Consider the following 12,233-nt stretch of genomic DNA (forward strand, 5'->3'; position numbering starts at 1 on the left):
GCAAAATCCTCCAGTGTTTTTACCAAGAGTTGTCAAACAATACGAAACTGGTTCGGAGAAATCATTAGTTATTTTGAGCGAAGGAGAACGAATGGGGTGGTGGAGGGAATCAACAATAAACTTAAACTAATAAAACGGAGAGGCTATGGCTTGAGAAACTTTCGGAATTTTTGGGTTAGAAGTATGTTGTCTTGGCATCTTGTCTGTTGATTTAGCATAAAGGGTAACGAAGAGCCTAAATCCTTATCTGGGAAGAGGCTTAATTGATTAGTTCGCTCTAGATAAAAAACAATTGACAAAAATCGCTAAATGCCTTTCTATATAAGGGTTCCATCCCTTATAACCCTCGTCCATTGCATAACACAAACTGAAGAGCCAAATAGGTTAGGCTTACCCTAAGATTAAGCGTAACCGTTATCTCTTGACATTGCAGGATTTTTCAACTACATTGGTGGGGAACATTTTGTATATAGATACACATGATTAAGCATCTCATCTATATTGTTATGGATAGCTGCCGTCATGACAGCTACTCTGCGGCATCAACTCCCAATATGGATCGGCTGGGCAAGGCTGAACGCCGCTATAGCTACGCTTCCTGGACATCCCCTTCCCACTATGCTATGTTGATGGGCATGGTTCCTCACAAAAGTCCTCGGGGTGTGTTTGCCTCGGAAGTTTATAAACAGGAATTTGCTAAATGGGTAGATCGCTTAGGAATCCCAGACTTATCCTTTAAAACCTTTATTCCCCAACTCTCCTTACCGAAAGTCTTAAAAAACCAAGGTTATAAAACTATTGGCCGAGTTTCTCTACCTGTTCTCAACCAATTTACAAGTATTAATAAGTACTTTGATGACTATCGACTAATGCCCACTCACAATGAATTTGCCAAAATGGTTGAGGAAGTAGAGTTTCCCGACGAACAGCCTCGGTTTTACTTTTTTAACTTAGGAGAAACCCACTATCCTTATATGCTGGAAGAGGATGAACTGCCCCATATATCTGGAGTGCATGGAGTTTTTAAGAGAATGGACGATCTGCTGCAAACTGAACCCGAGACAGAAAAAAAAGCAGCAAAGTCATTTTTCAATTCAGCAGAAATGGAGCAGCTACACAAACAGCAAATTCGCTGCGTCGAATATGTCGATGGTTTGCTAGGTGAGCTATTTAGTAAATGTCCTTCTAACACTCACATTATTGTCACCGCAGATCATGGAGAATTGTTTGGAGAAGACGGTTATTTCGGGCATGGTCCCGTGATGCACGAAAAATGCTTTGAAGTTCCCTTCTTAGAAGGATTATGTCCCAAAATTTAAAATAAAACCAAGACAAGGAATTGTTATATGCCAGTCATTACTTCTTATGAACCATTTTCCCTGCAACCCGAATACCTAGAAGCAAACCGAGAATTTCTACACAGTTTGCCCTTAGAAAATGTCAGCCAGGTTCTCGATCTTGCTTGCGGTACAGGAACTCTCAGTGAATTGCTCCTAGAAATCAAACCAGAGGTAGGGATTGTTGGCATAGATATTTCCACAGAATCTCTCGAGATTGCGCGGGAATTATTTAAAGAAAAAAAGATGCTCGTTCAAGACCATGACGCACTTAATTCAGCTTTAAAATCCGGGCAAAGTGCTGTGCTGCTAAAAGTCGGTAGCGCTGATGATTTTGACTTAGAACCGGCAAGCATGGATCTCGTCCTGATGGGCAATGCCATCCATTTACTTCCCGACAAAGAGAAATTAATCCAAAGGATCAGTCGAGTCTTGCGTCCTGGCGGAATTTTTGCCTTTAATTCTTGCTTTTTTATCGGCACCTATCCCGAGGGAACAGAATCGGTCTATACTGAATGGATGAAAGAAGCCTTAGCTATTGTCTCCGAGAAATTACTCCAATTGCAGCAAGCTGGTCAAGAAGGCATCCGCAGAAAGCGAGGCAAGGGGAATCGAGCTTTCGGCAATGAATGGTTCTCTCCACTTCAATGGCGGGATTTGCTCAATAGTCACCATTTAGAGATTATTCAGGATAAGCAGCGTACTGTTATGCTGACACAGCAAAGTTTGGAAACCATTGGTGCCTATGCAGGGTTTGCTGAAGTCGCCCTAAGTGGCTATCCGGTAGAGATAGCTAGTGAAGCTTTGCAAGAAGCGGCGGGAGTTACTTTAAACAATCTACAAATCAAAGAAATTCCCCGACTTTGGTTGGAGATAGTAGCCGTGAAAAACTGAACTTTCTAGAGGTGATTTTTGACTATTAATAACCTTAGATATTTATGAAAATTGGTTTATGCTTAAAACACCTTGCAACGCAATCGCTGGCTTTTTAGGAAGTGGCAAAACTACACTTTTAAGAAATTCCCTGGAAAAAGTCTTTCAAGAGAAGCGCGTGGCGATTATCATGAATGAAATTGGCGACTTGGGAATTGATGGTAAAGTAGTATCAGGATTTGAAAATATAGATAAAGTAGTAGAATTGAACAGTGGTTGCGTCTGCTGTAGTGTTGACATCTTCTCTTTACACAACGCCTTTCGGGAAATTCAAGAACAAATAAAGCCCGATTTAATAGTCATAGAAACCACTGGACTGGCAAATCCCTTTCCCCTGATCCAGCGCCTCCACTATCTCGATGTCGTCCTCGATTCAGTAATCACCTTAGTAGATGCTTCAGAGTTTTTGCGGTTGGCAGCCGAAGAAGAAGTGCTCAACGAGCAGGTAAGGGCGGCAGATTTTCTGATCTTGAATAAGACAGATTTAGTGACAGAACTAGAAATTGAGCGAGTCGAAAGCCATCTCCGTCAATTGAATCAAAGAGCCCCCTTATTTAAAACTACTCACAGCAATATCGATCCCAAATTATTGTTCGCCCTAGGAGCTAATCTTTACAGAAGGCAATCAAAGCTACTGGAAACTCAAGTAACCAAATCTGCTCAGGGTTTCCGCGACAGCCATCAAGATTTTTCCTCTTTTTCTTATCAGACAGAACGATTGGTGAACTTGGATAAATTCAAGCAATTTCTCGGAGAACTTTCCCCAAAAGTTTACCGTGCCAAAGGAATTCTCAATTTAGATGATAGAGCAACATCCTGTCTGTTTAATTTTATTTGCGGTCGTTTTGATTTTCAGGTTGTGGCCCCCGATATCTGCGGAAAAATGCCAACGCAAGCGGTTTTTATCGGTCGCAACCTAGAACAAGAGCAAACAGCTATCATCCAGCAATTACAGGCTTGTCAAGATGGTTAAATTAATCAAAATTAGAGGTTATGATGGATAAATTCAACTGCTTTTCTCTGAGTCCCATTGAGCTAGAACACCCTGGTTTAGCCATCGCCAGCATTCGGGCTGGGGGAATCGGGATACTCGATCGAGAATTTTGTCAACCAGAAAATCTAGAGCGAGCAATTAGTAATCTAGAGCAGGTTTTAGCTTTAAAAAATGCTCCTGGAGCAGCCGGACTGAGACTGAACTTAACACAGATCGAGCAGAGCGGCCAACTTTTGGCTAGACTGGAACTAGAATCTCACTGGTTGATTCTCAGTGGCTGGCAAGAGGCAACTGCTGAAACGCTCAGAGAGAAATTACAGCTTCTTTCTGGGGAAAATCGCCTAATTTTGCTGGAAATAACCGATGCCAATCAACTGGCTCTCTTAGCTTCTCTGTTTCCTTTCTTAGCTGGATTGGTAGCCAAAGGACAGGAAAGTGGCGGTTGGGTAGGAGAAGATCCCGCTTTTATTCTCACTCAGAAATTATTGAAAACCTCCTCCCTGCCCATCTATGTGCAAGGAGGAATCGGTATTCATACCGCGTCCGCCTGTCGGGCTGCCGGTGCGGCGGGCGTCGTCTTAGACGATCAATTATGGCTGATGCCCGAATCTCCTCTGCCTGGAGAATGGCAGGAATACTTACGTTACTTAAACGGGCAAGAAGCGATCGCCATCGGTGAGAGGTTGGGGCGGGCTTGTCGTGTCTTGTCTCGTCCCGGTTTTGCTGCCGTTGCCAAGTTGCAAGAAATGGCAGCACAGATAGAGATTCAAGAAGAAACCTCAGTTTCTGGCCAGATCTGGCGGCAACGAGCCACCTCCCTAATTGGCTGGGAAAATCCTGCTACTCAAGCTTGGCCAATGGGACAAGCAAGCGGGTTAGCGGCAGATTTTCGCAAGCGTTACCAGACCACGGGTAAATTTTTGCAAGCCCTGCTCAAGGGCAGTCAGGAACAGGTGCAGACAGCCCAGGAGCTAAAACCTCTACAAGCGGAAACTCCCTTGGCAGTTTCCCACGGCACCAAATATCCTATTGTCCAGGGGCCAATGACTAGAGTCAGCGATACGGCAGAATTTGCCCATGCAGTTGCTCGCTCAGGCGGACTGCCCCTCTTAGCTTTGGCTCTGATGCGGGGAAAACAGGTCGGGGAACTGTTGCAGAAAACCCAAGCCCTTCTAGGAGAGCTACCTTGGGGTATTGGCATCCTTGGCTTTGTTCCACAGGCAATTAGGGAAGAACAACTGCAAGAAGTCCAGAAAATTAAGCCGCCTTTTGCCTTGATTGCCGGGGGCAGGCCAGATCAGGCAGCGAGGTTGGAAGCCCAAGGAATTGCCACCTACCTCCATGTTCCCGTGCCAGCACTCCTGAAAATGTTCCTCGAACAGGGGGCGCGGCGGTTTATTTTTGAAGGGCGAGAATGCGGAGGACACGTGGGGCCACTGAGCAGTTTTGTCCTCTGGGAAAGCATGATCGCTACCCTGTTAGAGAAAGTACCAGCTGGAGCAGAGCAGCAAATTCACGCCATCTTCGCCGGTGGGATTCATGACGCTCTCTCGGCCGCTATGATCAGTGCCATGGCCACTCCTTTGGCAGTAAGGGGCATGAAAATTGGCGTGTTAATGGGCAGTGCCTACCTCTTTACGGAGGAAGCAGTGGCTTGTGGAGCAATCCTGCCAGAGTTTCAAGCCCAAGCCCTCAGTTGCCAATCGACCATCAACTTAGAAACCGGACCGGGCCATGCCAGCCGTTGCGCTGTCACCCCATTTGCCCGCGAATTCTACGACACCCGCCGGCAAATGGCAGCCCGGGGCAGTTCTGCCGAAGAAATTAAGAACGTTTTGGAAGACCTGACTCTAGGACGGTTACGCATAGCTACCAAAGGTTTGCGGCGCGATGAGACAGGGCAAATAGTCTCAGTCAACCAAGAGCAACAGGTTAGCGAAGGGATGTACATGATCGGTCAGGTGGCAACCATGCGCCATCAAGTGATCAGTGTCAGCAGCTTGCATCAAGAAGTAGCTGAAGGCAGCGGCCAACTCTTGACTTCTCTTTCTCCAGCAGGTGAAAAGAAAGTACCCACTCCAACCCCACCCTCAGATATTGCTATCGTTGGCATGGCGACCCTCGTTCCTAAAGCAGACGCACCGGAGACTTTTTGGAAAAACATCCTCTCCCGGGTAAAAGCTATTGGCGAAATTCCCGCTCACCGTTGGGACTGGCGTTTGTACTACGATGCTGACCCACAAACACGAGATAAGGTCTATTCCAAATGGGGTGGTTTCATCGATGAGGTTCCCTTCGATCCTCTGCGCTTTGGGATTCCTCCCGTATCTCTCAAGTCCATCGAACCACTACAGCTATTGACTTTGGAGGCTGTGCGAAGAGCCTTAGAAGATGCGGGTTACGGGGGAGGAGATTTCGATCGAGAACGTACCTCAGTCATCTTGGGTGCGGGCGGAGGGATAGGAGATCTGGGCGGGCAGTATGCAGCGCGAGCAGAAGTGCCGAGGGTGGTTGAAAATCCCTCCCCACAGATCTGGGATCGTCTACCAGAATGGACGGAAGAAACTTTTCCAGGTTTACTGTTGAATGTGGCAGCTGGCAGGGTTGCCAACCGTTTTAACTGTGGAGGCTCTAACTTCACTGTTGATGCGGCCTGTGCTTCTTCCTTGGCTGCTATTGACCTAGCAGTGACGGAATTGGAAACGGGACGAAGCAATCTCTGTATTGCAGGGGGCATTGACACAGGGCAAAGCCCTTTTGCTTATTTTTGCTTTAGCAAGACCCATGCCCTCTCTGCCCAAGGTCAACCCCGCTCCTTCGATAAAGCTGCCGACGGGATTGTCATCAGCGAAGGTATTGCCATCGTTGTTCTCAAGCGTCTGGCAGATGCGGAACGGGATGGAGACCGAATTTATGCAGTTATCAAAGCGGTCGCTGGTTCCAGCGACGGTAAGGCCTTGGGTTTAACTGCTCCCCTGCCGGCAGGACAAAAGCGAGCGCTACAGAGAGCTTACGAAAAAGCGGGATTTTCTCCCGCTAGCCTGGGACTCTATGAAGCCCACGGCACGGGGACGGTGGCCGGCGATCGAGCAGAATTAGAAACAATTACCAGTTCTCTACAAGCCTCCGGGGCAGGGCAAAAATCCTGCGCTATTGGCTCCATTAAAACCTTGCTCGGACATACTAAAAGCGCCGCTGGAGTCGTTGGACTAATAAAAGTAGCCCTCTCCCTACATCACCAAGTTCTACCCGCTCACTTTGGGGTTGACACCCCCTTAGACCCGATTGTGGATCCAGAAAGCCCGGTCTATCTCTTAAAAGACAATCATCCCTGGCTGACTAATCCCAACCAACCTCGCCGGGGAGGGGTCAGTGCTTTTGGCTTTGGGGGGACGAATTTTCATGCCATTCTCGAGGAGTATGGGGGAGCAGTTCAGAGACCAGCCCTGGGAGGAGATGACTGGCCTTGGGAATTGGTGATCTTGGCCGCCGAGAATCGCCAAGAATTATTGCCAAAAGTGCGGTTTCTGCTGACAGCTTTGCAAGGAGGAGCAAAACCGCAACTCGGAGATCTGGCCTACAGTTGCGCTTTAACAGCGACAAACCACCTAGGCAGGGGAGCAACCCTAGCCATCGTGACCAGTAATTTGTCAGAGTTAATCGCCAGCTTGGCCCGGTCCCTTAGTTATCTGGCAGGGGATTCTGCCAGTCCCCTGCCCCCTGAGATTCAGTTCTCCGAAGGCCACACCCCCACTGGGACAAAAGCTCTCACTGCTTTTCTCTTTCCGGGGCAGGGGGCGCAATATCCCGGCATGGCCAGGGAAGTTGCTCTCTATCGGCAAGAGATGCGCCAAGCTTTGGAATTTGCCGACAGCCATCTGGGCCATCACTTCCCAAAATTGCTGAGTCAGTATATCTATCCCCCCAGTGCCTATTCAGAAGCGGCCGAAATTAGCAATGAACAACAGCTTAAACAGACTCAAGTAGCTCAACCCGCTCTAGGAGCCGTGGAATCGGGCTATCTAGCCTTGCTGGCCAATCTGGGCATTAAGGCAGATTTGGCAGCAGGACACAGTTATGGCGAATATACAGCCCTCTACGCTGCTGGTGTGCTATCCCAAGCTCAATTTCTCAATCTTTCTGCCCTTAGAGGCCAGATTATGTCCCAAGCTTGTCAGGGGGTTGAGGGAGCTATGGCTGCCGTGCAAATCACCCGCGAGGAATTGGCACAATATCTTGACAGTTTTCCAGGAGTTGTGGTAGCCAATCACAATGCTCCCCTTCAGTCCGTCATTTCCGGACCACAAGCAGCGATCGAACAAGCAATCAACAGTTTGAACGCGGACGGCATTACCGCTAGAAAGCTGCCTGTGGCCGGAGCTTTTCACTCGCCCTTGCTGGCAGAGGTTCAGGAAGAGTTGACCCGTCAGTTAAATTCTGGCTGCTTTGAGTCCCCCCAGTTTCCTGTCTATGCTAACGCTACAGCCCTTCCTTACCCTTCAGATGCCGATGGCATCCGTGGCCAGTTAAGCCAACAGGCTCTCCGTCCAGTAGAGTTCGTCAGTCAAATTCAGGCTTTATATGAAGCTGGCGCTCGCACCTTTATTGAAGTCGGTCCAAAAAGCATCCTGACCAAGTTCGTCGGTCAAATTTTAGGAGACAAAGAGCATACTTGCGTATCTTTAGATGGGCAAGGGGGAGGACTGCGAGGCTTTCTGCTGGGCTTAGGGACTCTAATTACCAGAGGGCTAGAGGTGCAACTCCTTTCTCTGTTTGTCGGACGCCAAGTCCAGCAGCTGCAATTATCTCGACTGGCAGAGCTAACGAGCCCCTCTCAATTAGCACCCACCACTTGGCTGGTTAACGGTGGTGGTGTCAGGTCATTAGGAGCTACCAATAGTTATAGCGGCAAGCTCCCCCCCCTGTCCTGGGCAACGTCTATCCTAGGCAGACAAGACAAAAAAGGGCAAAACGGTAACACCGAGGCGAAGCCAGACTTAGGGATAGAGCGATTTGAGCCAGTCAAGCCGCCTAGTCCTGCCCCTCATGCCCATTCCCCTTCCCAACTCACCGGGTTAAACCCCATAGTTCCTACTAATTCAAATCCGCAACCCAAAATCCAGCGAACAATGTCTGAACAAAATTTTCCCCCGCTCTCCCAACCAGCAACTCCACAGACTTATTCTACTAGCCAAGAACCCTCAGTTGCTGGCTCGGTGGCTTTACAAGCCTATCAAGCTTACCAGCAGACCATGCGTCAGTTTTTGACTCTTCAGGAAAAGGTAATGCTGCAATTTCTCCAAGCCAGTCAGGTAGAAGGAATGACTCCTTCAAGATCGGTGGCTATGCCAGAGCGGAGCCTGCCGGCAGCCCAACCTGTACTTTCCCTTGGCTCCAATGGAGGGGGAAGTGCTAACCTGTCCCCTGCTTCGCCGCCAGTACCCCCCCGAATTTCCCCACCCCCTTCCCGACCCGCTGCACCGCCTCAGATATCCGTTAGTCCCACATCGGTTAGTCCCACAATTGAGCAGCAAGAGCCTGTGCTCAAGCCCCAGCCAGCAGCCGCATCTCCCAATCTGCCCACTGCTGCCGATGCCGTTGTCCCCTCTGTGCTGCTGGAACGGGAGAGTGTGACCAAAACTCTCTTGCAATTAGTCAGTGAACGCACTGGCTACCCAATTGATATGTTGGGCTTGGATCAGGATTTGGAAGCAGAACTAGGAATTGACTCGATCAAGCGAGTGGAAATTTTGGGAGCAATACAGAAAAGTTTGCCCGCTGCTGTCGCTGAAGGTATGCAGTCCCAGATGGAAAATTTGACCAAGGTTAAATCCCTGAACGGCATTGTTCAACAAGTCTTATGCCTCTCACCGTCTGGGACAGTGGAACCCTCAAAAAGCTTGGGAAAGTTCTAGCCCAGGGGGAATCGATTCCACGTTACCTGATGCAAGCACAGGCAGACCCCCTACCTACCGGTCAGTGGCCGCTTCCCCAAGGGCTTTTTCTTATTACTGAAGACGAACTTAGCGTTGCTCCCTACTTGGCAGAGTCTCTGCGGCAAAGAGGGCTGGCGGTAGCACTGATTGAGCGAGCTAGTTTGCAAACACCAAAGGCTTTAGCTGAGGCAGTCAGCAGGGAACGGGAAAAACATGGGCTGATCGCCGGGATTGTCCATTTGGCTGCTTTAAGCCAAGCGGCTGAGCCAACTACCCTATCTGGGTGGCGGCAATATACGCAAATACAGGCTAAGAGCTTGTTTTCCCTGCTCCAGTTGTGTGCTGACGACCTCCGCAAAGGGCAACAGCCAGGCCGGGTTCTGATGGCTTCCTGTTTGGGAGGACAGTTTGGCAGGGATGGTAACTGGGGGACGAGTTTGCCAATTGCTGGTTGTGGCAACGGGCTGTTGAAAACCCTAGGGGCTGAGTGGCCTAACCTCCATGCCAAGGCAGTAGATCTCGATCCCCACCTTTCCCCAAGGGTGCTGGCAGAATGCCTCGTCTCAGAACTGTTATTACCTGGGGGGCGCATCGAAGTTGGCTATCCCCAAGGACAACGCACCACTTTCCGCACCCAGCTGGCTCCTTTCTCATCCCGATCAACTGTTGCCAAATTTACACCCACTCCTGATTGGGTCGTTTTAATTACAGGCGGCGCTCGCGGCATTACTGCGGAAATAACCAGCGATTTAGCCTCCTTTGGCCTGACGATGATTTTGGTGGGACGGGCTCCTCTAGAGAACGAAGCAACAGCCCATATTGAAGATGTAACTGGCTTGCGTCAATTCCTACTGGCTCAGGCTCGTTCCCAAGGCAAGTTGCCCACCCCCGTTGAGATCGAGCGCCACATCCAGTTAATCTTGAGGGAGCGGGAAATTCGGGCTAATTTGGCACGATTCCGACAAGCAGGGGCAAAGGTGGAGTATATAGTAGCAGATGTGAAGGATGAGCAGGCTTTTGCTGCCGTTATTGAAGGCATTTACTCCCGCTACGGACGGTTGGATGCTGCCATCCACGGGGCGGGAATTATTGAGGACAAATTGATTGTCGATAAAGAACTGGCTTCCTTTGAGCGGGTCTTTGATACGAAAGTGGATAGTGCCTTGATCCTCAGCCGCTATCTGCGTCCAGAGTCTTTGAAGTGGCTGGTTTTCTTCAGTTCAGTTGCCGGTCGCTACGGTAATCGTGGGCAATCTGACTACGCATCTGCCAATGAAATTTTGAATCGTCTGGCCTGGCAGCTTGACCAGCGCTGGTTGAATACCCGCGTAGTCGCCATCAATTGGGGACCCTGGGATACTAAGGGCATGGCCTCTGAAGAAGTGAAGCGTCAGTTTCGGGAACGGGGAGTAATCCCAATTTCTCTAGTCGGTGGTCGCCGCTTTTTCCAGGAAGAATTGAGTTATGGAGATAAGGGAACAGCAGAAGTAATTGCCGGGGAAGCTCCGTGGGAAACCCATGAAGCTGAGGCCGGAAAACTCGCTCTCCTTCCCGCTAACCGTCCTTTTCCCTTCATTTCTACTGTCCCTCAACTGCAACCTGACAGTAAAGTGACTCTGGAACACATCTTTTCTCTAGAGGCAGATCCCTATCTTGAAGATCACTGCTTGGATGGCAAAGCTGTTTTGCCGGCAACCGGGGCCTTGGAATGGATTGCTGAATTTACCCAAGCTGCCTGGCCCGACTGGCAAGTTTGTGAAATCGTTGATCTGAGGGTCTTGCGGGGAGTATCCATGGCCGTCGAAGGGAGCCGTAAAGTTCTCTTCGTCGCCCGTTCTTCTAGTCACGCGGATGCAACGACCTTGCAGGTAACTGCCGAAATCCTAGATCCTGAGACCAGGATGCCACTATATCGCGCTCTTGTTATTCTGCGCCCAGAGATAGAAGCTCCTCCCTCTCTTCATCCCGTCAAGCTCAAATCAGGCAGGAGTCTAGATCCTCAATTTGCTTATCTAGAGTATCTATTTCACGGCAAGCGATTTCAACTGATGAGTGAGATTGTAGCGGTTGACGAACAGGGAATTGATGCTTGGGTGAAGCCGAGCCAGCCTTCAGCTTGGGTAAGGCAAGATTCTTCCACTGCCGTCCCCCCTTGGCTGTTCGACCCAGGCTTTATGGATACTATCCCACAAATGGCTTTAGTGTGGTCTCGGCTCTATCAGGACAGTAGTGCTTTGCCTTCCAAGTTAGGCAGAGTCATCCGCTATGGTAGTTCGCCCCTAACAGGCAGGCTACGGGTAGCTTTTCGAGTTGTCAGAAGCGATGCTCAGATGATTGTTTACGAGGCATCTGTCTTTGATGAACAAGGTCAAGTCCGCTTTTACCTAGAAAATCTTGAAAGTACCTGTAGTGCTGCCCTGAATCGCCTGAATGTTCAGTGGCGGGAGTCCCTTGAGAATCCTTCTTGATTTATCGGAAATTTGGGTTGAAAACCCCGTCCTAAAAGGACGGCTTTCTATGGTAATACCAAATTAAATTGTATTCAGTGCAGATAGAGCATCGAGGATGAAGGGAAATGGCTCTTCTCGACTTTGTGTGATAATTTTTGCTTATGACCCACATTCCGCACCCTAGTCGTTGAAATCAAAAGTTGCTCTAGCCCTTGTATAGCTGAACTTCCCCCATACATATATACCATAATAGCTGAAAACCCTTATCCATCAATGGATGCACCCCCTTAACTTTTCTTAATGTACCCATGTAATTTGTAACATTTCTTAATGGACAAGAATTCTCTCCATTTGCTAAAATAGTGGTCATGTACATAGAAAAAGTTCCTAACCGTAATTCCCCCCCCGCTGTTCTTCGACCAGATTCCTATCGAGAAGGAGATCAAGTCAAAAAAAGAACCCTGGCCAATCTCTCAAAATTACCCGATGATATTATCGACAATCTGAAACTGGCTCTTAAAGGAGCAACACTGTCAATGACTGAAGGCATTCCCAATCATTTTGAAGTGATTAGAAGTCTTCC

At 48.9% G+C, this 12,233-nt stretch carries 8 protein-coding genes; 7 read left to right on the forward strand and 1 reads right to left on the reverse strand.

Features of this window, described 5'->3' with window-relative positions:
• The coding region (locus PX482_RS16330; protein WP_288122689.1) for a transposase at positions 1 to 210 on the forward strand (210 nt) is incomplete at its 5' end.
• On the opposite strand, the gene PX482_RS16335 is transcribed toward PX482_RS16330, so the two are convergent.
• Positions 144 to 299 (reverse strand): hypothetical protein, encoded by a 156-nt coding sequence (locus PX482_RS16335; RefSeq protein ID WP_288122691.1) that lies wholly within the window; start codon positions 297 to 299, stop codon positions 144 to 146. The genes PX482_RS16330 and PX482_RS16335 overlap by 67 nt on opposite strands.
• Positions 300 to 479: 180 nt before the next feature.
• Here PX482_RS16335 and PX482_RS16340 point away from each other — a divergent pair, with 180 nt between their 5' ends.
• The 6 genes from PX482_RS16340 to PX482_RS16365 form a co-directional block, all read left to right on the forward strand.
• Positions 480 to 1,319, forward strand: coding sequence for a sulfatase-like hydrolase/transferase (locus tag PX482_RS16340; RefSeq protein WP_002762853.1), 840 nt, complete (start codon positions 480 to 482; stop codon positions 1,317 to 1,319).
• 27 nt (positions 1,320 to 1,346) lie between these two features.
• On the forward strand, positions 1,347 to 2,231 hold the full coding sequence (locus PX482_RS16345) for a class I SAM-dependent methyltransferase (protein ID WP_002762851.1): 885 nt from the start codon (positions 1,347 to 1,349) through the stop codon (positions 2,229 to 2,231).
• Between the two features lie 58 nt (positions 2,232 to 2,289).
• Positions 2,290 to 3,243: a CobW family GTP-binding protein gene (locus PX482_RS16350; RefSeq protein WP_002762849.1), complete on the forward strand. Its 954-nt coding sequence runs from the start codon at positions 2,290 to 2,292 to the stop codon at positions 3,241 to 3,243.
• 20 nt (positions 3,244 to 3,263) lie between these two features.
• Positions 3,264 to 9,179: a type I polyketide synthase gene (locus PX482_RS16355; protein WP_288122692.1), complete on the forward strand. Its 5,916-nt coding sequence runs from the start codon at positions 3,264 to 3,266 to the stop codon at positions 9,177 to 9,179.
• A complete protein-coding gene (locus PX482_RS16360) occupies positions 9,125 to 11,668 on the forward strand; it encodes an SDR family NAD(P)-dependent oxidoreductase (RefSeq protein ID WP_288122694.1) in 2,544 nt (847 codons plus the stop codon). The genes PX482_RS16355 and PX482_RS16360 overlap by 55 nt, the downstream gene beginning before the upstream one ends.
• Before the next feature lie 350 nt (positions 11,669 to 12,018).
• Positions 12,019 to 12,233 (forward strand): IS1634 family transposase N-terminal domain-related protein (locus PX482_RS16365; RefSeq protein WP_502888565.1); only part of this gene is annotated, 215 nt, incomplete at its 3' end.

The sequence above is a fragment of the Microcystis sp. M53602_WE12 genome (assembly GCF_030065455.1).
GTDB classification, from domain to species: domain Bacteria; phylum Cyanobacteriota; class Cyanobacteriia; order Cyanobacteriales; family Microcystaceae; genus Microcystis; species Microcystis aeruginosa.